The organism is Brevundimonas olei (assembly GCF_037055245.1).
Taxonomy (GTDB): Bacteria; Pseudomonadota; Alphaproteobacteria; order Caulobacterales; family Caulobacteraceae; genus Brevundimonas; species Brevundimonas olei.
In genome coordinates this window covers 1,989,121-2,011,141 of record NZ_CP146369.1, presented here as the reverse complement: position 1 = coordinate 2,011,141, position 22,021 = coordinate 1,989,121, and the positions used below count along the sequence as shown (strand labels likewise).

The 22,021-nt window shown below is 63.5% G+C and carries 19 protein-coding genes and 2 tRNA genes; 15 read left to right on the top strand and 6 right to left on the bottom strand.

Annotated elements, in window-relative coordinates:
* Positions 1-186 precede the first annotated feature (186 nt).
* Both V8J38_RS09580 and V8J38_RS09575 read right to left on the bottom strand, forming a co-directional pair.
* A complete protein-coding gene (locus V8J38_RS09580) occupies positions 187-444 on the bottom strand; it encodes a hypothetical protein (RefSeq protein ID WP_269298616.1) in 258 nt (85 codons plus the stop codon).
* Positions 437-970 carry a hypothetical protein gene (locus V8J38_RS09575; RefSeq protein ID WP_338575312.1) on the bottom strand — a complete coding sequence of 178 codons (534 nt, stop codon included), beginning with the start codon at positions 968-970 and terminating at the stop codon, positions 437-439. The genes V8J38_RS09580 and V8J38_RS09575 overlap by 8 nt, the downstream gene beginning before the upstream one ends.
* Before the next feature lie 554 nt (positions 971-1,524).
* Between V8J38_RS09575 and V8J38_RS09570 the strand changes: the two genes are divergently transcribed.
* The 6 genes from V8J38_RS09570 (at position 1,525) to V8J38_RS09545 (ending at position 8,315) form a co-directional block, all read left to right on the top strand.
* A complete protein-coding gene (locus tag V8J38_RS09570) occupies positions 1,525-1,737 on the top strand; it encodes a cold-shock protein (protein WP_112999684.1) in 213 nt (70 codons plus the stop codon).
* Positions 1,738-2,250: 513 nt separating this feature from the next.
* Positions 2,251-2,652 (top strand): hypothetical protein, encoded by a 402-nt coding sequence (locus V8J38_RS09565; protein ID WP_338575308.1) that lies wholly within the window; start codon positions 2,251-2,253, stop codon positions 2,650-2,652.
* A 22-nt stretch (positions 2,653-2,674) separates the two neighbouring features.
* A complete protein-coding gene (locus V8J38_RS09560; RefSeq protein ID WP_253107922.1) occupies positions 2,675-3,376 on the top strand; it encodes an NYN domain-containing protein in 702 nt (233 codons plus the stop codon).
* A 1,463-nt stretch (positions 3,377-4,839) separates the two neighbouring features.
* Entirely contained in the window at positions 4,840-5,760 is a 921-nt protein-coding gene (locus V8J38_RS09555; protein ID WP_338575305.1) for a nucleotidyltransferase and HEPN domain-containing protein, read from the top strand.
* A 132-nt stretch (positions 5,761-5,892) separates the two neighbouring features.
* Positions 5,893-6,768, top strand: coding sequence for a hypothetical protein (locus tag V8J38_RS09550; protein ID WP_338575302.1), 876 nt, complete (start codon positions 5,893-5,895; stop codon positions 6,766-6,768).
* Positions 6,769-7,631: 863 nt separating this feature from the next.
* A complete protein-coding gene (locus V8J38_RS09545) occupies positions 7,632-8,315 on the top strand; it encodes a hypothetical protein (protein WP_338575299.1) in 684 nt (227 codons plus the stop codon).
* Between the two features lie 2 nt (positions 8,316-8,317).
* Here V8J38_RS09545 and V8J38_RS09540 read toward each other — a convergent pair whose 3' ends face one another.
* Positions 8,318-8,878, bottom strand: a complete 561-nt coding sequence (locus tag V8J38_RS09540) for a nuclease (RefSeq protein WP_338575297.1) — start codon at positions 8,876-8,878, stop codon at positions 8,318-8,320.
* A 340-nt stretch (positions 8,879-9,218) separates the two neighbouring features.
* On the opposite strand from V8J38_RS09540, the gene V8J38_RS09535 reads away from it, so the two are divergent.
* The 5 genes from V8J38_RS09535 to V8J38_RS09515 all read left to right on the top strand — a co-directional run bounded on the left by V8J38_RS09535 (position 9,219) and on the right by V8J38_RS09515 (position 15,526).
* Complete coding sequence (locus V8J38_RS09535; RefSeq protein ID WP_338575295.1) at positions 9,219-9,713, top strand: RNA polymerase sigma factor; 495 nt, start codon at positions 9,219-9,221, stop codon at positions 9,711-9,713.
* Between the two features lie 13 nt (positions 9,714-9,726).
* The gene (locus V8J38_RS09530) at positions 9,727-10,692 is read left to right on the top strand and encodes a FecR family protein (RefSeq protein ID WP_338575294.1); all 966 of its coding nucleotides are present in this window, start codon (positions 9,727-9,729) and stop codon (positions 10,690-10,692) included.
* 82 nt (positions 10,693-10,774) lie between these two features.
* Positions 10,775-13,714: a TonB-dependent receptor gene (locus V8J38_RS09525; RefSeq protein WP_338575292.1), complete on the top strand. Its 2,940-nt coding sequence runs from the start codon at positions 10,775-10,777 to the stop codon at positions 13,712-13,714.
* Positions 13,714-14,895 carry a hypothetical protein gene (locus V8J38_RS09520; protein ID WP_338575291.1) on the top strand — a complete coding sequence of 394 codons (1,182 nt, stop codon included), beginning with the start codon at positions 13,714-13,716 and terminating at the stop codon, positions 14,893-14,895. Before V8J38_RS09525 ends, V8J38_RS09520 begins: the two co-directional genes overlap by 1 nt.
* Entirely contained in the window at positions 14,885-15,526 is a 642-nt protein-coding gene (locus V8J38_RS09515) for a zinc ribbon domain-containing protein (protein WP_338575288.1), read from the top strand. The genes V8J38_RS09520 and V8J38_RS09515 overlap by 11 nt, the downstream gene beginning before the upstream one ends.
* Here V8J38_RS09515 and V8J38_RS09510 read toward each other — a convergent pair.
* A tRNA-Asn gene (locus tag V8J38_RS09510) sits at positions 15,512-15,586 on the bottom strand. The two genes, V8J38_RS09515 and V8J38_RS09510, sit on opposite strands and share 15 nt — an antisense overlap.
* Before the next feature lie 111 nt (positions 15,587-15,697).
* Here V8J38_RS09510 and V8J38_RS09505 point away from each other — a divergent pair.
* Entirely contained in the window at positions 15,698-16,507 is an 810-nt protein-coding gene (locus tag V8J38_RS09505) for an RNA methyltransferase (protein ID WP_338575285.1), read from the top strand.
* A 55-nt stretch (positions 16,508-16,562) separates the two neighbouring features.
* On the opposite strand, the gene V8J38_RS09500 is transcribed toward V8J38_RS09505, so the two are convergent.
* Positions 16,563-16,636: transfer RNA gene (locus V8J38_RS09500), tRNA-Cys, on the bottom strand.
* A 131-nt stretch (positions 16,637-16,767) separates the two neighbouring features.
* Here V8J38_RS09500 and V8J38_RS09495 point away from each other — a divergent pair.
* From V8J38_RS09495 to V8J38_RS09485, 3 genes are all read left to right on the top strand, one after another.
* On the top strand, positions 16,768-17,397 hold the full coding sequence (locus tag V8J38_RS09495; protein ID WP_291775808.1) for a protein-L-isoaspartate O-methyltransferase family protein: 630 nt from the start codon (positions 16,768-16,770) through the stop codon (positions 17,395-17,397).
* Between the two features lie 160 nt (positions 17,398-17,557).
* Positions 17,558-19,132: a TolC family outer membrane protein gene (locus V8J38_RS09490; RefSeq protein ID WP_338575280.1), complete on the top strand. Its 1,575-nt coding sequence runs from the start codon at positions 17,558-17,560 to the stop codon at positions 19,130-19,132.
* Between the two features lie 162 nt (positions 19,133-19,294).
* Positions 19,295-19,867 carry a DUF2497 domain-containing protein gene (locus V8J38_RS09485; protein WP_312219886.1) on the top strand — a complete coding sequence of 191 codons (573 nt, stop codon included), beginning with the start codon at positions 19,295-19,297 and terminating at the stop codon, positions 19,865-19,867.
* 35 nt (positions 19,868-19,902) lie between these two features.
* Here V8J38_RS09485 and recG read toward each other — a convergent pair whose 3' ends face one another.
* Entirely contained in the window at positions 19,903-21,993 is a 2,091-nt protein-coding gene (recG, locus tag V8J38_RS09480) for an ATP-dependent DNA helicase RecG (protein WP_338575271.1), read from the bottom strand.
* Between the last annotated feature and the right edge of the window lie 28 nt (positions 21,994-22,021).

The window sequence follows — 22,021 nt, the reverse complement described above, 5'->3', positions numbered from 1 at the left end:
GGAGTCGTGACGTCCTGGGCCGCTGCTTTCTTGCAGGGAAGCCTGGAGGGAGCCCCTGTGGGCGGGAATGTTCCTGAGCTTTAGCGAAGGACCGGTGCCGGTCATATCGGAGCGGTTGCTAATCGAGGTCCTGGCGCAGCTGTCAGACCACTATAGTCCAGGCTCCCGTCAGGCTCGATTGTATCCTCAGGCAGGAAGGGTGAGGGCAGGCGTCAGCCGCCAGCCCGGGCGCCGGCCCGCAGCCCACTCAATGAAAACGACATCGCCGAGAAGGCTGATGTCTGTTTGCCTGCCGCTAGCGGCCGGAACATCCAACTCATGATTGTTCGCGAGCCGCACCCTGAGGCCGCCCCGGGAGAGGAGCGCGACAACATGGGCCGCCATGCCGATTGGAATGTAAGCCCGAGGGGCTTGCCGCGTCGCCGTGATATCGACCTTAGTCATTCGCTTGTCCTTGGGGCTTGGCCGCGGCGCCGATCGGAACTGCCACTCCATCGACGACGAGCGTCGCCTTCACTCCGGCCTGAATGTCTTCGAGCGCGATGGCGAGCGCAGTTTCGAAGGCGGCGCTACGATCCATGTAGTCGCCAATGTGACGTCGCGCGCGGCTGACTTCCCATACTCCGCTGCGGGGTTTGACGACGACCGGGATTTCATTCGTGGCGATAGGCGGCTCTGTCCGAGAGCTCGTCGTTGCCAACGAAGGAGGGCGCGAGGGTAAGTCGCTCCGCTGTTCGTTGAGCTTCAGAACCTGCCGGACAAAGGCTTCGGCGTAATCCTCAGCATCGGTATGGTCATGCTGATGCGAGTTTCGGCTTTTGGGCCAGAAGGCCGTTGTGAGGCGATCTGCAAGCGAAGGATCGGCTTGCGCCAACTCCGCCAGGAGAAATTGAAGGATGCGCTCGTGTGCGAGGACGCGACGCTCCAGATCGGTTTCTTGGGGTGGCATTGGGGAATGGGGAGGGATCAAGTCTCCCGCTCGGTTCGGCGCCTGTCTGGAAAAGGCGTGCAGGCTGCCATTACGACAAATAGGAAGGCCGCCCACAAAACCAGCGCCACAGCAGGGATTCAATATGCGTTATCCGCGCCCGCCAAATCATATTCCGTAGATAGCGGGTTGCGGCCTCATTTGCCGGGGCTTGGCCTGTTAGGGTCTCCGGACATATGAGAGGTAAGAACGATGAAAGAATCCAAGGGAAAGCCGAAGAAGGTCAAACCTAAGACCAATGTTTCCAATCCAAGCGTGAAGAACTTGGTCGACAAGGCGTCCGTCGGATCGAAACAGTCAAAATAATTCAGGCCCGCTGATCAACGGCGGGCCTTCATTATCAGACTTACGCGCGATTATTATTTTTCTGACCTTGCGTCGACAATGGTCCGCTCCCATATCCAATCTGTCGCTCTTCTTGCGTAACGCTGCTGCCCTTTTCTGCACGACGCACAGAGGTTCAAAAGCCGATCCCATCCAGACCCGACAGGCTTCAGAGGTTTTCTCTGCCCCCAACGCTATATGGAGGTCTGAAAATGGCTACCGGCACAGTAAAATGGTATAATTCAATCAAGGGTTACGGCTTTATCGCACCCGATGACGGAGGCAAGGACGTCTTCGTGCACGCTTCCGCGATAGAAGCTTCCGAGTTTTCCTCTCTTAATGAGGGGCAGAAGCTCGACTTCGAGGTCGAACTGGACGCTCGCAGCGGTAAAGAATCCGCAGCCCGCCTTGCGGTGGCGGCCTAGGGCGACATCGTCTCCTTTCGCGATGACAGGATCTCGTTCGACGGCGTGGTGACTGGCCTGCTTCCTCTGGGAGCACGCCGGGTCAGGTTGGAGAACGGCCATGTCATCACGGTCCTTCCCAGCCTTAATCGACCGCTCAGGACCAGCGTCCTGGGGGATGATGTCAGGGTTGAGATCGGCTTCAACCAGTTGAAGGGGTGGCGCTTGACGCGTCGCCCCGACCCTCCGGCGGAAGGACGCGCCTGTGTCGCCTCTGGCTGAGAAACTTCCCCTGATGAGTGATACGGACCTGTCGGCCCTGCGCGTCAATGCGCAGCGGCTGGTTCTGCATGGTCTGCCGCCGCAGATCGCGGCGGCGGCTGAGCTTCTTCCGCTGATCGACGCCGAGGCCGCCAGGCGCTCCGCTCTTCCCAAGGCGCCTGCGATGAAAGCGGCTCGCATGCCCCGGAAAAGGGCGACCTCGCCTGCGTCGGGGCATCAGACGGCCTTGCCGTCGCATTCGAAAGACTCCCGATGATCGAAGAAAATTTCGTGCGACTGTACGCCTATGATTTTGTCCAGATGGCTGTGCGATCGGGTCTGGGCCAGGATGTCGATGCGGCATTGCAACGACGACTGGCGGAAGCGCGAACCCATGCCGTCGTTATGGATAATCACAAAAGCAAGGGGCATCTCGCCGCCTTGATCAACCGAGTTCGAGACGAGGCGAGCCGTGTCGACAGCCGCGCGGTGCGCTATGGGGACGACCCAGCGTTGGCGGCCCATCAGCGGTTCCGTTTCCTCTCGGACGTCGCCGAGGCTTTGGACGCGCCTCCCCCAACGCGTTCGCCAGATCGGCTATCCGCCCGGCGGGCGGCAGACGACGCCAACCCCCGCAACTTCAAGGCGCAGGCCGATACGCAACATGTCGATTGAAGGTCGGGCGCCCCGGCTGGCTGTGCTGATCGACGCCGAGAACGCCTCTCCGAAGATCGCCGAAGCCCTGTTTACCGAGATCGCCGCTTTAGGCGAAGCATCGGCGCGCCGCATCTACGGCGATTTCGCCAGTCCGCAGATTGCCGGCTGGACGAAGGTGTTGGCGCGGTTCGCCATTCAGCCCCAGCAGAATTTCGCCAACACCAAGGGCAAGAACTCGGGCGACATCGCGCTGGTCATCGACGCCATGGATCTCCTGCATTCCGGCCGGTTCGACGGCTTTTGCCTGGTCTCGTCGGACGCTGACTTCACCCGCCTTGCATCACGCATTCGCGAAGAGGGCGTCGATGTCTATGGCTTCGGAGAGCAGAAGACGCCCGAGAGTTTCCGTCAGGCCTGCACCCGCTTCATCTATACCGAGAATCTGAGCCTTCCCGGCGAAGGAGATGTCGATCCCTCGAGAACCGTCCGCCGCTCTAGCGACAGCAAGCGGAGACCGGCGGAAGCTGCGCGGCTGATCGCCACTGTGATCGCCGACATGGACGAGGACGGAGACGGGTGGGTCGCCGTGGGCGGTCTCGGCAACCGGCTTCGCAACGCCTACCCTGATTTCGACCAGCGGACATATGGATACGCCAAGCTGTCCGATCTCATTCGAGGGACAGGGCGCTTCGAGGTACAGACCAGCAGTAGCGGCGTCATGCGTATACGCGACTTGGCCTGACAGGAGCGGCGATGCGCAGCGATATGTCTGCGATTCATGTCCGCGTTCTCCAATCGACGCCGATGCCTCCATCAACGGCCACGCCGAGGCGGCCTTGCAATCGACGTGCGTAGAGCATGGTGGTCTCCAGTTCAGGGATTGAGGTTGGTCAAAAGCACTGGGCTCAAGCGCCACAGACAAAAACGAGCATTGTTCGATAAGCGCGCCAATTGATCGGGCCGCTGGGTCAGTTCCGTGCAAGGGTCGCTGATGGAGCCCTTAGGAAAAGAAGATCAGACGCTAGATGCGCTTTGGCGAGGCCTTTATGGCCAACCGCTTCCCGTCACGGGCGCAGCCGAGGCGGCTCTCAAGATCATTCTGGAAACCATGAGGCCGCCATGTCTGCAAAAACCCGTCGCGGGCCCTCCATCTGGAGGCTGTCGCCCTTTGAGATCACCCTCCTCGTTCTGAGCGTGTCATGCGTTGGAGGGGCCGCCTGGACCGTTCACCTATTCTAGCAGGGCGTTAGCTAGCTGCCTGAACGACGCCTCGAGGGCATCCTACGCTAGATGAACGGCGTTTAGGCTCCCCTCACAGGGGAACTGGTTTCGTGCATAGGAAGCCGGCGATTGAGAGGGCCCTCGAACTTGCAGAAGCGGAAACTTTCGCATTCCGAGTGAAGTGCGAAAGGCTCTCATCAGAGAAGGTTACACCCAGTCCGAAATCTATGGACTGAAAAACAAGGCGACTTGGCGACAGCTACGCGAGAAATGCGCGGAACATTGGCGCCAGACTGTCGATACGGAAAGCGCGTTTGAGGCGGCACTTCACGTCCAACGCAACGACGTCGTGCTGGAAAAGGCGCTTCGGCGCCTGCATCAGTGGACGTGCCTGGAAGCGCTGGGTGCCATGGCTTTCAATAAGTCTCTTGTTGGCCTTGGAGCCAATGACCGCTGCTGGCGCGGACCCGACCCCAGTGGCCGTTGTCAGACCGATCCCGGGCGCTTCATTGCGGACCCTAGGCCGACAAGGATACCTCCAGGCCGCGGCCGGCGATGACCGTTCGCGTCGTGCCCCCAAGCCGTGTGCCATGGCGCATACACAGGTTACAGGAGGCTTCGCTATGGCGTGAGCCCCCCATGACGATCCGCGCTAGCCCGGAGGTCAAGCCCAAGCTCGATCGGCTCGCCGTCGGAACGCGCCGCACACCTGGCGCCTGCCCAATCGGCTTGCCACACGCGGCTCAACCGGCGACAGTCGCCGCGTCCCCCGGCTGGCCGTTGCTATGTCCAGGCGCAAGCTAAAGGCGACGGCGCACGAGCTCTCGTGTTCTCAACTGTCCGGCGGACACCACCCCTCATTGTGGCGCTTGGCGGGCAGGCGGGGTAGGCTTTTGCGGAAGTGATTTGGGGTGCGGATGCGAACGAAGGCGGCAGGCATGACGATGGATTCGGGGGCCCTGCGGGCGCACGGCGGGCGGCTCCATGCGCGCTGATTTGGATCACCTTCCGGCCAAGCAGCAGCGCGAACTGGAGCGCGTCCGCACGACCCTGCTGACCGAGTTCGACGCGGCGATCAAAAGCGGGGGAGGGGGCACCCAGTCCTGGCGGCGCGACGGGCGGGTGCTGAAGATCATCCTGTTCGGATCCTACGCCCGCAACGATTGGGTCGATGAACCCGACAACGGCTATCTGTCCGATTTCGATCTGCTGGTGATCGTCAGCCACGAGAAGCTGACCGACATAGCCGACTACTGGTACGTGGCTGAAGACAAGATCTTGCGCGATCCCGCCGTGGGGCGGACGGTCAACATCATCGTCCACACCATGGCCGAGGTGAACCAGGCCCTGACCCGGGGCGAGTATTTCTGGACCGACATCCTGCGCGATGGGGTGGTGCTGTATGAGTTGCCGGGACATCCGTTCGCTCAGCCGCAGCCGATGACGGCGGCTGAGGCCGTCGAGGTGGCTCACGGTCACCTAGCAAAGTGGCGAGAAAAAATCGATAGCGCTTTGGCTCTATCTAAATATGCTCTTAGTCAAGGCAATAAAAACGATGCGGCATTTTTGCTGCATCAAGCAACAGAGCGCGCGTATGCCTGCTTCCTTCTTACGCATACCTTTTATTTCCCGCGCTCTCACAACATCAAGTTTCTTCGCTCCCTTGCAGAGGACAGCGACAAGCGCCTAGCCGGAGCTTGGCCAAGAGAACAACGCGCCGATCGTCGCCGTTTTGAGTTGCTGAAACGCGCATACGTCGAGGCTCGATACTCGGACCAATACACTGTCGATGCCGCCGATTTGGCGCAGTTGCTAGTAGGAGTGCTTCGGCTTCGTGACCTAGTCGTCGAGGTTAGCGAAGAGAGAATCGGCAAATTAATCGACATCGCCGGAGCATCCGGCTAGGTCTATCTTGCTTGAGTTGTTTGCAGTTCAATAGTCGATTGTTGAGCAATCGAATTTCGCTTTGAATTTCCAATGAAGCCAGGATCTGGTTATGAGGGAATAGATTGTGAATAGCGATGGGGATCGTTAAGAATGCAAATTTCTGGTATCTTGAGTTCACCCTTCCAGAAGAAATTGTTTCTCTTTATAACGCTATTCATTTTATTTGTTTCGATTTGCATCATATTCTTGGTTTCGGCCCTAGCGCCGCCGACTCCAATATGGAATGCTTTTAGCAATTTACTTACATCGGTCGTGGCTAGTGGTGCATTTGCTCTGATATCTGCCTTTTTTATAACCTACCTGTTTGTAGACCCAAACGATCTAGCCACCAAATCTGCAGTTCTGCCTCAAGATATTGAAGGGGCGCTTGCAAATATTGCTGCGTCTGCTAGTGAGTATAGTGTATTTGTTAGGACGGGTCGTTATTTTCGGTCAAAAATAATGCCGACTCTTGTTGAGCAAGCGCGTCGTTCTCGGCGCAAAATGCGTATGAGGATTGTATTGCTGGACCTGCGTGACGCGGAAGTTTGCAATCGCTATGCAAACTTCCGACGCAACTCATCCTTCGATAAATGCCTTTGGAGTACCGATTACGTACGAACGGAAGTGCTTGCGACCATACTATCTCTAATTCAAGCCTCCCAAGAAAATCCTGATCTCATAGACATCGAGCTTTTTTTAAGTACGCGCCTGTCAACCTTTAGGATTGAGGGAACCCTCGATGAGCTATTGGTGACGCGTGAGGATCCTAAAGATATCGCGATGCGGTATCGGAAAGCCGATCGCGACTACTCCGCCTTCTCGACCGAACTCGATTGGATCTGCGCGGAAGCGGATCGAGTTGAAAACCTGACGGACGGGACTTTTCCCACAGCCATCACCTCAATTTTCGATGATAAAGAGGTTATGGATTTAGAGGATGCAGCGAAGTTGAGCCTCTCGAAACCATCGCCGTATGCCCGCTGAAACTTCTATATCCTTGACGCCCAAGCGGGTTGGATTAACGCCTGCGCATGTCCTTTTGACCGAGCTAAAGGCTTGGCTTATTTGCAAGAACTCCAGTGCACTTCTTCATCCACATGGCTTCCATGTCGTGCTCCTAAGCCGAACAGAGGAAGAGGAGTGGCGCTTACACTTCTGGCCGAAAGGCCCCCGTGCTGTCACTGGAATGCCAGCCTTCGTTCATACTCACGATCGACACGTGGATAGCTGGATCCTCCAAGGTAGCATCACAAACATTCTCTACGATGTGCAGCCTGTGCCTGCGGGCGGAAGCCCCCTTTATGAGGTTGGGTACGGAGGGGATCGCTACAGTTCGATGACGTCGAACATCCTTCGCAGGACCGCGCAGCGCGTTCAGACTAGCATATTGAGTGAAACGACAATGCAACCTGGCGATACGTATCGGGTGGACCGCCATGACTACCACGAGGCTTTCGTTCCAGAGGATCTCTGCACGGTGACACTGGTCCGCATGCACGCTCGCTCACCAGGAGCGGTCAGGGTTGTCGGGCTAGACGGGTTTCCCGAAACAATCACTTTTTGCCGAACCGAACTGAGTACGAAAGCATTTGTCTCCAGCTTGCTTGTTTAAAAGTAGGATCGGGTTTTTCTTTCAATAAAATCGCTATGGTCTGGTTGCTGAAAACTTTCCTCCGTCTACTTTAGATAGCCGATCCGACAATGGTTTGCGGGCCACCGCCGGATCATGCCGTTCGGGAAACGTCGGAATCCTCGCGGCATTGGACTATAAGCTATGCTTTGTGACGTGGTCTGCTATGGGCGGCGTCGCTGTTGGTCGCCCTCGGGGCGCTGAAGGGAAAGCTGTCATGAGATCCGTCGTCGTTCTTGCCGCCGTCGCTGCCCTGGTCGCCGGGTGCTCCAACCCCAAGGCCGCCGACAAGAAGAATTTCGAGACGGCCATCAACGACTGGATCAGCAAGAACCCGCCCTGTCTGTCGTTGCCGTCCGGCAGCGTGCGCGCCGCGGATCGCCCCGCCGACGCCGGGGTCTTCCCCCTCTATGTCGAGGCGGCCGTCAGCAACCATCCGATGCGACTGGAGAACCAGAAGAAGGCGGCGGCGCCCTTTGAGGTCATGGCTGCGGCCGGTCTTCTGAAGGGCGAGCCGGCTGAGATCACTCAGAGCGGCTACTTCGCCGGACCGCAACCCAAGCTGGCGGTCGTCGCCTATACGCTGACGCCCGAGGGCGAGAAGGCGTTCAAACCGCGGGGAGAGGGTGGGTTCTGGAGCTCGCAGCCGGGCTTCTGTTACGGCGAGCCCGCCGTGAAGGAGATCGTCCGCTTCACCGAGCCGGGCGAGATGATGGGCATGACGGTGTCCCAGGTCGACTACACTTGGCGGCTCAGGAACATGCCGGAATGGGCCAAATCGAAGCCGATGCAGGAGACCTTCCCGCAGCTGGCGCGCGACAACGCCGAAACGCTGGAAGGCAAGGCGGCCGTGGTCCTGATGAACGAGGGCTGGGTGCACGAGAAGGCGATGCGGCGTTGACGTCAGGCGCGGCATAGCGGGCGCTGGCGGTCGAACTTCGTCCACACCAGGGTCGTGCCGCTGCGGATCATGGCGCAGTTGATCTCGACCTGCGCCGGGGTCCAGCAGATGGCGGTGACGCGGTTGTAGCTCTGGCCGATCCGCTCGCAGCTGATCGTCCGGTCGGCGGCCAGGCGGCGCAGTTCGGCCGTCGCTGAAGCCGCCGACGCGGCGGGGCAGGGGTGTCCCGGCGAGCAGGTCTCGTCGGTCTCCCTGGCGGCGACGGCGTGGAGGCGAACGCGTGTCCCGTCCCTGCAGCGCAGGGTGTCGCCGTCGTTCACATAGGCGACTTCGCAAAGGAAGCGGTCAGCAGGAGCGGGGGCTTCCCTATGGCTCAGCATCTTCTCGAGCGTGGGGACGAGGCGGTTCAGTTCGTCGTCGAGCGGCCACGAATAGGCCGCCGCAAACGCCGCCGCTGCAGCGCCCGCAACAAGCGCCGCGAACCTCAGGTTCGGACGGCGCCGACGGTCTGCACGAAGGAGGCGGGCCGGTCGGCGACTACGGCGAGGATGGGAATCAGGCATCAAGACAACCTGCCCAGACCGTGTTGAGAGAGGGTTGATCCTCTGCAGGCCTGGTCGCGGCAACGCGGCGTCAACGGCGCAGGCCGGCCCGCCGCATAATGCGCCTTGCCAAGTGAACACGGATGAATCAGGCTTGGGCTGCGTCTGATTTGACGCCGAGGCGTGAGAACCTCGCTTGAGCAGATCCTGAAATCACCACCTCGCGCTCCGTGGCGACGGGTGGCCGGCGTGCATGTCCAGGCTTCCTCGGGAGCTAAAGACGTCAGCGCATGTGTTTGAGCATGTTCTCAACACCCGGTGCTTCGGCCGGGCCCGCCTCTTTGCGAAAGGAGGCGGGCCCGTGTCGGATCAAAGCAGACGGATGGAAGGCGAAGGCGGCGGCGAACTGTCCATTCTCTATCGCGAGAACGAGCGGTGGCTGGCTCGATCGCTCGAGCGCCGCTTCGGCGATCAAGACATTGAGGATCTGGCTCAGGAAACCTGGCTGCGCCTGGCTTCGGCGGTCTCGTTTTCGGATGTCCGTCACCCGAAAGCCTTCCTTCTGAGAATCGCGACAAACCTGGCGTCGACGCGGCGGCGGCGGCGCGAACTGGCGTTGAGGGCGGAGGCCGGGGCGGCGGTCCGCGACTGCATCGACGCCGACCAGACCGACCGGGTCATGCTCATTCAGATCGTGCTCGGCTTGCCAGAATCTCTTCGGGATGTCTTTTTACTGTCGCGTATCGACGGTCTGACAAACGCCCAGATCGCAGACAGGCTGGGCATTTCTCCCAAGACCGTCGAATGGCGCATGACGCGGGCCCTGGCCCACTGCGCCGCCCAACTCCGGCGCTAGAATGAGGCGCGACATGACCAACCCGAACAGGGTTGAGAAGGCGGAAGAGGAAGCGGTCGCGTGGCATGCTCGCTTCGGCGCGACCTCCATCGACTCCGGCGCCATCGAGGAGTTTTTCGAATGGCGGTCAAAACCCGGCAACGCGGACGCCTATCGTCGCGTCGATCGCGTCTGGCGCGAAAGCCAGGGCCTGGGCTCCGATCCGGCCATCGCGGAGGCGCTCGACGGCGCGCGTCATCGCGCCCGCCGCAGCGGCTTGGGCAGACGGTCCGTTCTGATCGGGGGGCTGGCGGGCGCGACCGCCTTGCTCCTCATCGCAGGAGCGTGGCTGTGGAGCGGACGGGGCGCGTTTGCGACCGATGTCGGCGAGCAGCGCGTGATCCGGCTCGCCGACGGCTCCAAGGTCAATCTGGACACCGATTCCCGCATCCGGGTGCGGTTCACGAATGGGGAGCGGCGGATCGATCTTGATCATGGCCAGGCGCTTTTTGATGTGGCGCCGGCGCCCGAGCGGCCCTTCGTCGTCTATGCGGGCGATGCGCGCGTCACCGCAGTGGGCACGGTGTTCGACGTCCGCAGGGCAGGGGAGGTGGTCAGCGTGACGCTCGTCTCGGGGGTGATCGACGTCGCGGCGCCGGAGATGGCGACCGGCGAGCGCCGCATGGCGGCAGGCCAGCAGACCAGGGTCTCGGGCCGCGCGATCTCGACCCGAGCGGTCGACGTCGCCGCCGAGACCAGTTGGACCTCTGGACGGCTAATCTTCTCCGACATCCCGCTGGAGCAGGCCGTCTCCGAGATGAACCGCTATCTGACAGACAAGATCGAGCTGGACGATCCCGGCATCCGGACCGTGGCGATCAACGGCGTCTTCCTGGTCGGAGACCGCGACGCCTTCGTCTCGGCAGCCTCAGATGGCTTGGGCCTGAAGTCCGTTCCCAAGGCGGACGGATCCGTCGGATTGGTCCGCCGCGGAAAATAATTGGGTTTCGGCTCCGGGGTAGGCCGGGGTCTCGTTGGTCTCTTTCTTCGACGCCAGAGGGGGCGTTGGAGGAAACCTGTCTATGAGCCGTTCGAGTCTTCTATCCGGCGTCGCCGCGGTCGCCTGCCTCTTCTCCGCCGGGACGCCCGCCTGCGCCCAGTCCGCGCGCGATTTCGACATACCCGCAGGACCGATGCGCGACGCTCTGACGGCCTTCGGCGCCCAGTCCGACCAGCAGATATTCTTCTCGTCGGATCTTGTCGCGGGTCGGCGCTCGCCCGGCGTCAGCGGACGGATGGAACCCGAAGCGGCTCTGAGCCGCCTGCTGCTCGACAGCGGCCTGATCTGGTCCCAGAGGCGGCCCGGCGTCTTCGTGGTGCAGAGGGCGGCTCCAGCGACAACCGACGAAGTCACCGTCCTGGACGAGGTGGTGGTGACGGGCACCCTGCTGCGTTCTTCCGGCGAACTGGCGTCGCCGGTGCAGATCATGGAGCGGGATGAGCTCGACAGCCGCGGGCGGGGCACCGTCGCGGAAGCGCTTACGGACCTGCCGCAGAACTACGCCGGCAGCGGAACGCCCGGCGCGCTGTTGACCGGCGCGGATCGCGGCGGCTCGAACGGGGTGGTCGCGACGGGAATCAATCTGCGAGGTCTGGGCGCCGACGCCACGCTCGTCCTGGTCAACGGCCGTCGGTTGGCCGGCACGGGGTTCAGGGGCGAATTCGCCGATGTTTCGGCGCTGCCCTCCGCCGCTGTAGAGCGCGTGGACATCCTTCTCGACGGCGCATCGGCTCTTTATGGCTCGGACGCTGTCGGCGGCGTGGTGAACATCATCATGCGGCGGTCCTTCGACGGTCAGGAAAGCGCGGTGCGGCTGTCCGCCGCCCAGGGCGGCATGGAAACCGTCCAGGCCTCGCATATCGCCGGAGGTTCCTGGTCGAGCGGCAGCGCCTTGCTATCGTATGAGTACCAGCACCAGAACGCCGTCAACTCGCGCGACCGGCCCTATACGCTCGACGGGGACCTTCGTCCCTTCGGCGGGTCGGATTGGCGGTCGCTTTTCAGTGCGCCCGGCAACATCGTCGCATACGACGCAGCGAGCGCGAGCTACGTCTCGCAATTCGCGATCCGTCCCGGGCCGTCGAGCTCGGCGATCGCGCCGACCGACTTTGCAGCAGGCGAAACAAACCTGCAGTCGAACTCTCTGGGGGTGGACCTCATTCCGCAAGTGGAAAGGCACAGCGCCTATGGGCGAATCCGGCAGTCCGCCGGCGAACGCTTGGATCTTTCGGCCGACGTGCGCTTCAGCCGCCGCGCCTATGAGTTCGCCAATGTTCCCGGCGCCAGCGTCTTCACGGTGACGCGCGCCAACCCCTTCTTCGTTTCCCCGACGGGCGCGGATTCCCACCTTCTCGCCTATTCCTTCTCGGGCGACCTGGGCCCGTCGCGGCAGGTGGGATCGTCTCGTAGTCTCGGGCTCACTGCGGGCGCCGTGTTCGACCTCGGTTCAGGCTGGTCACTCGATGGGTACCTGGCGCATGCCGAAGAACGCGGCGAAGCGGCCATCCGAGGACAGATCAACACCCAGTTCCTTCAAGAAGCGCTTGGGAACACGCCGGACGATCCGGAAACCGACTATTCGACCTCGGTCGACGGCTTCTTCAATCCGTTCGGCGCGGGCGCCGCGAACGCCCCTCGCGTCCTGGATTTCATCAGCGCGGGCTATTCCAGCAATCTGGACCGCAGCGCGGCCAGTTCCGTCAATCTGCTGCTGAGCGGAACGCCGCTGACCCTGCCCGGCGGCGCGCTTGATATCGCCGTGGGCGCCCAGTTGCGAAGCGAGCGCTTCAAGACCCAGTCGACGACGTTCCTGTCGACCCTCGAGCCCGTCGCACGTTTCACGCCGGGTCACGACCGTCTGATCTCCGCCGTCTTCGGCGAGGCGCGCATTCCCTTGTTCGGACCCGACAACGCACGGCCGGGCGTTTGGGCGCTTGAAGTGTCGGTCGCCGGACGCATCGAGGACTACGAAGACTTTGGGCGCACGTCGAACCCCAAAGTCGGCGCGATCTGGTCGCCCATGCCTGATCTGACGCTGAGGGGGTCGTGGGGCACATCCTTCCGCGCCCCGGGCCTCACCCAGCTGAACGACGCCTCCAGCGCCGGCGCCTCGCTCGTTCCACGACCTGATGGAACACGTATGCTTTCCATCTATCTTTCGGGCGGCAATCCCGATCTCACCCCTGAAACCGCTGAAACCTGGACCCTGGGCTTCAACTACAATCCCCCCAGCGGCCTGGTGTTGAGCGCGAGTTACTTCGATACGCGGTTCGACAATCAGATCGCCCGGCCGACAACCGGAAATCTGGCCAACGTCCTCATCGATCCCGCCTTGTCGCCCTTTGTTCGACGGGTGGATCCGGCCAACGACGCTGCCGATCTGGCGCTTGTTCGCAGCTACACCACCGCGCCGGGCTTCGGCGCCGGCAGCCTGTTCCCGCCGACCACCTATGGGGCGATTATCGACGGTCGATGGATCAACACGGCATCGGTGGCGGTCCGCGGCCTTGATCTTCAGGCCGCCTATCCCATGCGTTTCGGCGACCATGCCTTGCGATGGGATGCGTCGGCGTCATGGCTTCTGGACTATGACAGTCGGATGACCTCCGCATCGCCTGTTCAGAGCTTGCTCGATCAGGTCGGCTACCCCGTTTCCCTGAGAAGCCGGGCCGGCTTTGCCTGGTCGCGGGGCGATTGGACCTTGAACGCTCACTGGATCCACGTTTCGGATTACGCCGATCAGGACGGCCGGCGGATCGACGCCTGGAACACGGCAGATGTCAGACTGACCTGGAAGCCGGTCAACGGCTCACTCGACGGTCTTCGCGCGTCGCTCGGAATTCAGAACGTCTTTGACGCCGATCCGCCCTTCCATGATGGTCGAACGGGTTACGGCTTCGACGCTGGACAGGCCAACCTGTTCGGCCGGGTCGTCTCGCTGCAGTTGACGCAGCGCTGGTGATGTGGAGCCGCTCGGCGGGCTTCGTCCGGTGGATCCGGGCGGGGTGGGCCTTCGCGTTAGCGAGCGCTCTGCCGATTACGCCGACGATCGCCCAGGAACTCTCGCTGACGATCGACGATGTCCTGGGCATGGAGTCCTTCGGCGACGTCTCGCTTTCGCCGGATGGTCATTGGCTCGTCTATGAGCGCAGACGCGCCTTTGACAGCGCCCCGCGTTTCGATCGAGGCCATCGGTCCGTATGGGCTGCTACGGATTTGTTCTTCCTCGATCTTCACCGCGCAGACGAACCCATGCGGTTTATCCATACCACCCAGGAAGAAGGCTTGGTGCTGGGGCCTTGGTCGCCTTCCGGCGCTTGGCTTCTCGTCTATCGGGTCGGCGCACATCGCATGGAAGCCGGCGTCCTTAACGTGAAAACCCGCACCGTCCGCTGGACCGGCCTGACCCCTGACATGCCGCTTACCGGCAGCGGGGCGGAATGGCGAGACGACAACCGGCTGCTCCTGACCACCCGTCCTGTCGGCGCCATGCCCTGGATGCTCGAGCGCGACGGCGCCAGTCAGGCTTCAACTCGACGGCTATGGCGCGACGCCGCCGAGGGCAGGGTTTCTTCCGCCACGCGCATCGACACCTTTGGCGGAATCGCCGCCACGACGAAGAAAAAGCCGCCCCAGCGGCTTATGGAGATCGACGCACTCTCTGGCGAGATTCGCCAGGTCGCTGAGGCGTCCATCCTTGATATGTCTGCGGCCCCAGACGGAACAACGATTGCGCTGCTGGTTTCGGGGGAGGGGATCCCCATCGGTACGGGACCCGTGCGGGCTTATGAGATGAAACACCGGACGCGTCTGCGTCTGCTGGACGCGGCGTCTGGTTCGGTTATCGCCGCCCCGACCCAAGACATCGCCCTGCATCTTCTGAGGTGGACGAGCCGTTCTGACGCGATCCTGGTGTGGGGGCGGGCGGACGGCGCCGCATGGGAGCAAGGCGGCCTGCTGCGTGTCGATCGCGACGGATCGATGTCTCGGTTCATGTCGGACGTTGGTTTCCGAGGACCTTTGGGGCGCGGTCCAGGATGTCCTAGATGGGCGCAAGGCGGCCAACATTCGCGCCAGCGTAAACGACTTTCCGTTCACCGGCATGATGACGTGCGGTCATTGTGGTTGCGCGATGGTCGCTGAGATCAAAAAGCAGCGATACATTTATTACCACTGCACGGGCTTCAAAGGAAAATGCGGCGAACCGTATGTCCGCGAGGAGGTGCTGGAGCAGCGATTCGCCGGACTGTTGCGGCAACTGCGATTCGATGATGCTGCTTTTGAACTGATCCAACGCGCCTTGCGCGAAAGTCTCCAGGATGAAACCCGCGAGCGTAGGGCGGCGATTGAGCGGCTCCGCGGCGAGGCCGATCGGCTACAGGCTCGCATCGAGCGAATGTACGAAGACAAACTCGACGGGGTGATCTCCGACGACTTCTATCGCCGGATGCAAATCGTATGGCGCGAGGAGCGGGATCGTTGCCTGAAGGACATTGAGCGGCACCATAGCGCTGATGACGAGTATATCGATAACGGGATTGCGCTGATCCGTCTCGGACGGGAAGCACACGATCTCTTCGAGCGGGCCTCCGCTTCAGAGAAGCGAAGGGTGCTGAATCTCGTACTTTCGAACTGCTCCTGGGCCCATGGAGAGCTTACGGCAAAGTTCCGTCAACCATTTGATTTGTTGTCGGAAACCATCGCCCAATCCACCCTCCCAGAGAAGGGGGAAACGGGCGATTTGCCCGAAAATGAGAAATGGCTCCGCGGGTAGGATTCGAACCTACGACCAGCCGATTAACAGTCGGCTGCTCTACCACTGAGCTACCGCGGAACATCCCCTCGGGGGAGGCCGGCGTATAGCAGCGCCATTTCGATTCATGCAACCGGTAAAAGGCAGAAATCGCCAAATTTTTTCGGAAAGCCCTGCGCTACAAGGTTCGGCATGACGCCCATTCCTGTTCTTCATCCTGATGACCCGCGCATCGCCGCCTTTCGCGATGTGAAGGAGCGCGACCTGACGGGGCGGCAGGGGCTGTTCGTCGCCGAGGGTGAGGTGGTGCTGCGCGTCCTGGCGTCCGAGGCGTCACGCTGCGCGCCGGTGTCCGTTCTCATCGCGGAGAAGCGATTGGCGGGGTTGAGGCAGGTGCTGGAGCGCCTGCCGGACGATGTGCCGGTCCATGCGGCGCCTCAGGACGTGCTGAACGCGGTGGCTGGGTTCGATCTGCACCGGGGCATCCTCGCCCTGGGGCGCAAGCCGGAACCGGTAGCGCCAGACGTCTTGTTGGACAGTTTGTCCGAGCGCGCCGTGGCGGTTGTGGCGTCCGGGGTCGGCAACCATGACAATATGGGCGGCCTGTTCCGCAACGCCGCCGCCTTCGGAGCGGCGGCGGTGTTCCTGGATCGAACCTGCTGCGACCCCTTCTACCGCAAGGCGATCCGGGTTTCGGTCGGCGCGGTCCTGCGAACGCCTATGGCGGCAGGGCTGGACGCCGAGGCGATGATCGACCTGCTGCAGGGCAGGGGATTCGAGGTGTTGGCCCTGACGCCGTCGGCGGATCAGGCGCTGGCGGACATGAAGCCGGCGCGCCGCACGGCGATCCTGTTGGGCAGCGAGGGGCCGGGGTTGCCGCGCGAGATCATCGCGCGCTGTCGTCCCGTCGGCATCCCTATGGCGGGAGGGTTTGATTCGCTGAACGTGGCGGCGACCAGCGCCGTGGCGCTGCATCACGTGACGACGAGGAGGCAGGAGTAGGGCTGAAAGCAAGAAAGCCGCCCCGAAGAGCGGCTTTCTCGATGTTTCATCGCGATGGAGGCCTGACCGGGAATCGAACCCGGGTGCAAGGATTTGCAGTCCTCTGCGTCACCACTCCGCCATCAGGCCGCGACCCCGTATTTCAGAGGCCCCGCCATCGCGAGGGCCGTCAGCTATCAGATCGGATTGTCCGCTGCAACGCACGGACCTATAAGCGCGTCACATTTCTTCGCCTGAGCCGACCTGAAGGACTTCGGATTATGGATTTCGCCGCCGCCCGCAAGGTGATGCTGGACTCGCAGGTCCGCGTGAACGACGTCACCGACCGTCAGCTGCACGCCGCCATCGGCGCCGTGGAGCGCGAGCGATTCTGCGCCGCCGACCGCGCCTTCTCGGCCTATGCCGACGTCGAGCCGGAAATCGCCGGCGGCCGCCGCCTGATGTTGCCGCGTGATGTGGCCAAGCTGCTGCAGGGATTGGACGCTCGCGCCGGTGAGAAGGCTCTGGCGATCGCCGCGCCTTACGCTGCGGCCGTGCTGGCGCACATGGGGCTGACCGTGACGGCGCAGGAATCGGATGCAGCCGTGTTCGACGTGGTCGGCGCCGCTCTGGCCGAGGCCGGGGTCGAGACCGTCGTGGCGCCGCTGGGCCAGCCGCACGGCGAAGGCTATGACCTGATCATCAGCGAGGGAGCGGTGATCGAGCGCCCCGAATCGTGGATTGCGGCTCTGCGTCCCGGCGGCCGTCTGGCCGTGGTGGAGCGTGAAGGCGCCAGCGGCACGGCGGTGCTCTATGTACGCGGGCGCGAAGGCGTTTCGCGGCGCGAGCTGTTCGACGCGGCGCCGGACCTGCTGGCGGAAATGGTTCCGGCCCCCGCGTTCGCGCTCTAGGCTGACGTTCGCGCCGTAAAAGGCGTTCAGCGGTGCGACGGAAGGGGCGTCGCGCTGCGTGAAAAAAACTTAACTGGCGTCGGGGGCGCATAGCCCCCAACTACGCCGGTACAAGGCAGTACAGGCGCGCCGGATGGGGGCGTCAGGCAGGGACAGGTTCATGTTGAAACGCTCGCGCGCGCTCGCTTCGGTCGCACTGGTCGCATTGACGATGGGGGCGACGTCGGTCCTTGCCGAGTCGCTGCAGGAAGCCATCGGCCTTGCCTATCGCACCAATCCGACCCTGCTGGCGCAGCGGGCGAACCAACGCGCCCTCGACGAGAGCATCGTCCAGGCTCGGGCCGGTCTGCGTCCGACGATCAATGCTTCGGCGGGCGTCGACTACAGCCGCACGCGCAGTGATCGCGTCACCACGACGATCCCCGGTCAGACCTTTCCCATCGACACCGACGGCGACGGCGTGCCCGATGCGACCGGCACGCTGCCGGGCAGCAGCAGCACCACGGGCGGCACGATCGAAAGCGACGGCGCCACCGCCAGCGTCAGCCTGAGCCAGAACATCTGGACCGCTGGCCGCGTATCGCACGGCATTTCCGCCGCCGAGGCCAATGTCCTGGCGGGCCGCGAGAACCTGCGCGACGTCGAGCAACAGGTGATGGTGTCGGTCATCCAGGCCTATGCCGACGTCACCCGCGATCTTGAGATCCTGCGTATCCGTCAGGAGAACCTGGCGGTCCTCCGGCGGCAACTGGACGAATCGAACGCCCGTTTCGAGGTCGGCGAGATCACTCGCACCGACGTCGCCCAGTCCGAAGCGCGTCTGGCGCAATCCGAATCCGACCTGGCCAGCGCTCAGGCGCAGCTGTCGGTTTCGCGCGCGGCCTATGCCGCCGTTGTGGGACAGGCGCCGTCCAATCTGCAGACGCTGCCGACGCTGCCCGGTCTGCCGACCGACTTTGACGGCGCGATGGACGTCGGACTGGCCGAGAATCCCGGCGTACTGTCCGCCATCCATGCCCAGCGCGCGGCTGAGGCCAATGTGGCGGCGGCGAGGTCGGAATATCTGCCTTCGGCGCGCCTGAACGCCTCCTATGGCGGGACGGCCAATGACCTGTCGGGCTTCGACCTGGGCGACCGCACCAGCTTTACGGCCGGGGCTACGGTGTCCGTGCCGCTGTTCACGGGCGGCCTGAACCGTTCGCGGGTGGCCCAGGCGCTTGAGCGCGCCAACGCCGCCCAGATCAATGTCGAAGGCGAGCGTCGCGCGGTGCTGCAGTCGGTCAGTTCAGCCTATGCTCAGAGCGCTTCGGCGCGTTCCAGCGTCCTGGCGGGCGAACAGGCGGTGCGCGCCGCCTCGGTGGCCGCCGAGGGCGTTCGTCAGGAAGCCCAGGTGGGCCTGCGCACCACCCTGGACGTGCTGAACCAGGAACTGGAGCTGCGGAACGCGGAGGTCGCCCTGACCAGCGCACGTCGCAATGAATATGTCGCTCAGGCCCAGCTTCTGGCCGCCATGGGCCGTCTGGGCGGCCCCAACCTGGACCCGACGATCGACGCCTACGACCCGTCGGACAATTATCGCGCCGTGCGGAACCGCGGCGCCTTGCCCTGGGATGGCGTAATCGAAGCCATCGACCGCATCGCCGCCCCGGCGACGACGCCCGCCGTCGATGTCGAGGACGCCCCGGTCGACCGCCAGCTGAAGGGCGAAGTGGTTCGCACTGCTCCCCAGGGCTGATGGTCGAACGACAAAACGTCCGTTGATTCCGACGGGCGTTGATGCGACGACAGGATTCGAAGGGGGAGGCGAGTCTTGCGGCTCGGTCCCCATCGTCGCCTGCCTTAGTCCGCATCGGTTGGCGATCGTCCCCGTTCGAGCGACCCAGGTTGAGGTTCCGACATGACCGAACAAGCCGCCCAGGAACCGACGATGGAAGAGATTCTGGCGTCGATTCGCCGGATCATCTCCGAAGACGACGCTCCGGTCGAAACCGCCCCGGCGGCGGAGGCGACGCCCGAGCCGGCTCCGGAACCAGAGCCCGTCGTCACCGAGCCGGAGCCCGCTCCGGTCGAGGACGAAGTGCTGGAACTGACCGAACCCTATGAGGCGCCGGCCGCCGAAGCCATCGGCGACCTGGATGTGGCGGACGCTGCGCCGTTCCCGACCGAGGCCGCGCCAGCCGCGCCGCAGCCCGTAGTCGCTGCGGCAGAGGTCGAAACCCTGGTCGGCGAAACCGCCGCCGCCAGCGCTGCTTCGGCCTTCGCGGGCCTGGCCGCCAGCTTCCAGAAGCCTGAACCTGCGCCGATCGCTTCGGCCGCCGACATGAACTTCATGAGCGGCAATACGGTCGAAGCCATGGTCCGAGAAATGCTGCGCCCGATGCTGAAGGATTGGCTGGACGCCAACCTGCCCGCCATCGTCGAGGCGCAGGTCCGCAAGGAAGTCGAACGCATCGCCCGCAACGCAGGCTGATCGCTTCAGGACATCGCCGAGATTTACGACGCCCCTCAGTCCGCTGAGGGGCGTTCGTTTTTCCAGTCGAACAGGGCTTCCAGCAGGCGCACGGCCTGGCCGCGCTCGCTGGTCAGGTCGGGATCGCGGCCCAGCAGCAGGCGCGCATCGTCCGCCGCCGCCAGCAGCAGCGACCGATGCCGGATCGGATCGGCGAAGCGATAGGCCGGGAAGCCGCTCTGCTTCAGGCCCAGCGGGTCGCCGCCGCCGCGCAGACGGAAGTCCTCTTCGGCGATGACGAAGCCGTCCTCGGTGCGGCGCAGGGTCTCCAGCCGCTCCTTCGCCGTCTCGCCCAGGGCGCCGTCCTCGCCGCCATACAGCAGGATGCAGGAACTGGCCTTGGCGCCGCGCCCCACGCGCCCGCGCAACTGGTGAAGCTGGGCCAGACCGAAGCGGTCGGCGTGTTCGATCACCATGATGGAGGCGTTCGGCACGTCCACACCGACTTCGACCACGGTCGTGGCGACCAGAACGGGCAGGCGGCCTGCCGCAAACTCGGCCATCACCGCTTCGCGCTCGGCGCCCGGCATCTGGCCGTGAGCGAGACCGACCTCGGTTCCCAGCAGCTTGCGCAGGTCCTCGGCACGGTCCTCGGCGGCGGCCAGGTCGATGGCCTCGGATTCCGCCACCAGAGGACAGATCCAATAGGCCTGGGCGCCAGCCTCGACCGCCGCCTTCAGTCGTTTCGCCACCTCGCCGATGCGCGCCAGCGGCAGGACGGCCGTGGTGACGGGCGTGCGGCCCGGCGGTTTCTCCATCAGGCGGCTGACCTCCAGCTCGCCATATTGGGTCAGTTCCAGCGTGCGCGGAATCGGCGTGGCCGACATGGTCAGCAGGTGGACGCCGCCCAGAGCCGGATCCCCCTTGGCCTGCAAGCGCTGACGTTCCCGCACGCCGAAACGGTGCTGTTCGTCGATGACGGCCAGCGCCAGTCGATGGAACTGCACCGCGTCCTGGAACAGGGCGTGGGTGCCGATGGCGACCTGAGCTTCACCCGACGCCAGAGCCGCCAGCTTGCCGCGCCGTTCGGCCGCCGTGTCGCGCCCGGTCAGCAGCAGGCTGGACACGCCAGCCCGATCTAGCAAGGGCGACAGCTTGTCATGGTGCTGGCGCGCCAGGATTTCAGTCGGCGCCATCAGGGCCGCCTGAAAGCCGCTGGAGGCCGCATCGGCGAGGGCCAACGCTGCGACCGCCGTCTTGCCCGACCCGACGTCGCCTTGCAGCAGCCGTCCCATCTGCTCGCCCGAGGTCAGATCGGCGCGGATTTCGGCAATGGCCTGTTGCTGCGCGCCGGTCAGGGCGAAGGGCAGGGCGGCCAGCATCCGCGCCGACGCCTCGCCCGGTGCGATGCGGGCGGCGGGCGTGATCTGGCGAGCGCGGCGACGGCGCGCCAGAGCCAGTTGATGCGCGAACAGTTCGTCATAGGCCAGGCGCTGGCGCACCGGCGTGTCGGGCGCGAGGTCGGCTTCGTTCGCGGGCGCGTGCAGGGCCTCCAGCGCTGCGCGCCAGCCGCTCCATCGCCGCGCCGATAGCCAGTTCGGCTCCTGCCATTCGGGCAGCTCGGGCGCGAGGGCCAGCGCGCCCTGAGCCAGCTTGCGGATCTGCCGCGATGTCAGCCCCTGCGTCGCCGGATAGACCGGCTCGGACAGCGGAATCTCGTCTGCCTTCTCAAGCGGGAGAATGTAGTCGGGGTGGGCGATCTGGACTTCGCTGTTGAAGCGCTCGACCTTGCCGGTCACCAGCCGCCGCGATCCGCGCGGAGCCAGGCTCTCGATATGGCGCGGCGATCCGGCGAACCAGATCAGGTGGATGAATCCCGTCTCGTCGATGGCCCGCACCTTGATCGGCGCGCCGTGTTTATGCGGCGGGATCAGGCGGTCGATCGTCACCTCGAAGACGCCGATCTCGCCATCGACGGCCTCCATCGCCGTGGTTCGGCGGCGCTGGATCACGCCGCTGGGCGACAGGAACAGCACGTCGCGCACCAGCGGACCCGCCACCTTCTGCACCAGGGGCGCGCTGCGCGGGCCCACGCCTTTCAGCGTGGTGACCTCCGCGAACAGGGGAAAGAGAATCTCGGGCCTCATGATGACGCAGCATAGCTGGCGCAGCGGC

What these genes read in the sequence shown, in the direction of transcription:
- V8J38_RS09485 (WP_312219886.1), top strand. Translation starts at nt 19,295, where the DNA reads ATGACCGAACAAGCCGCCCAGGAACCGACGATGGAAGAGATTCTGGCG.
- V8J38_RS09505 (WP_338575285.1), top strand. Translation starts at nt 15,698, where the DNA reads ATGACGCCCATTCCTGTTCTTCATCCTGATGACCCGCGCATCGCCGCC.
- V8J38_RS09580 (WP_269298616.1), bottom strand. Translation starts at nt 444, where the DNA reads ATGACTAAGGTCGATATCACGGCGACGCGGCAAGCCCCTCGGGCTTAC.
- V8J38_RS09565 (WP_338575308.1), top strand. Translation starts at nt 2,251, where the DNA reads ATGATCGAAGAAAATTTCGTGCGACTGTACGCCTATGATTTTGTCCAG.
- V8J38_RS09520 (WP_338575291.1), top strand. Translation starts at nt 13,714, where the DNA reads ATGTGGAGCCGCTCGGCGGGCTTCGTCCGGTGGATCCGGGCGGGGTGG.
- V8J38_RS09550 (WP_338575302.1), top strand. Translation starts at nt 5,893, where the DNA reads ATGCAAATTTCTGGTATCTTGAGTTCACCCTTCCAGAAGAAATTGTTT.
- V8J38_RS09570 (WP_112999684.1), top strand. Translation starts at nt 1,525, where the DNA reads ATGGCTACCGGCACAGTAAAATGGTATAATTCAATCAAGGGTTACGGC.
- V8J38_RS09525 (WP_338575292.1), top strand. Translation starts at nt 10,775, where the DNA reads ATGAGCCGTTCGAGTCTTCTATCCGGCGTCGCCGCGGTCGCCTGCCTC.
- V8J38_RS09545 (WP_338575299.1), top strand. Translation starts at nt 7,632, where the DNA reads ATGAGATCCGTCGTCGTTCTTGCCGCCGTCGCTGCCCTGGTCGCCGGG.
- V8J38_RS09540 (WP_338575297.1), bottom strand. Translation starts at nt 8,878, where the DNA reads ATGCCTGATTCCCATCCTCGCCGTAGTCGCCGACCGGCCCGCCTCCTT.
- V8J38_RS09515 (WP_338575288.1), top strand. Translation starts at nt 14,885, where the DNA reads ATGGTCGCTGAGATCAAAAAGCAGCGATACATTTATTACCACTGCACG.
- V8J38_RS09555 (WP_338575305.1), top strand. Translation starts at nt 4,840, where the DNA reads ATGCGCGCTGATTTGGATCACCTTCCGGCCAAGCAGCAGCGCGAACTG.
- V8J38_RS09495 (WP_291775808.1), top strand. Translation starts at nt 16,768, where the DNA reads ATGGATTTCGCCGCCGCCCGCAAGGTGATGCTGGACTCGCAGGTCCGC.
- V8J38_RS09490 (WP_338575280.1), top strand. Translation starts at nt 17,558, where the DNA reads ATGTTGAAACGCTCGCGCGCGCTCGCTTCGGTCGCACTGGTCGCATTG.
- V8J38_RS09530 (WP_338575294.1), top strand. Translation starts at nt 9,727, where the DNA reads ATGACCAACCCGAACAGGGTTGAGAAGGCGGAAGAGGAAGCGGTCGCG.
- recG (WP_338575271.1), bottom strand. Translation starts at nt 21,993, where the DNA reads ATGAGGCCCGAGATTCTCTTTCCCCTGTTCGCGGAGGTCACCACGCTG.